1 rRNA gene is annotated in these 255 nt (G+C 47.1%); it reads left to right on the top strand.

The features are described 5' to 3' along the window. Window positions 1–255: ribosomal RNA gene (locus tag ACTHSL_RS13880) — 16S ribosomal RNA — on the top strand; the annotation flags it as partial.

The following is a 255-nucleotide window of genomic DNA, read 5'->3' as shown; positions in this document are numbered from 1 at the left end:
CAGGAAGACGCCCTTCGGGGTGTAAACTGCTTTTATCTAGGAAGAAATTTTTGACGGTACTAGATGAATAAGGACCTCCTAATTTCGTGCCAGCAGGAGCGGTAATACGAAAGGTCCGAGCGTTATCCGGTTTTATTGGGCGTAAAGCGTCCGCAGGCGGCCAAAAAAGTTTTTGTTTAAATTCCAGAGCTTAACTCTGGAGCCGACAAAAAAACTCTTTGGCTAGAGGGTGGGAGAGGTCATCGGAATGGATGG

Origin of the sequence: Neisseria sp. P0008.S010 (assembly GCF_051962715.1) — a bacterium.
Lineage (GTDB): Bacteria > Pseudomonadota > Gammaproteobacteria > Burkholderiales > Neisseriaceae > Neisseria > Neisseria elongata.
This window is presented reverse-complemented; position numbering and strand designations above follow the sequence as displayed.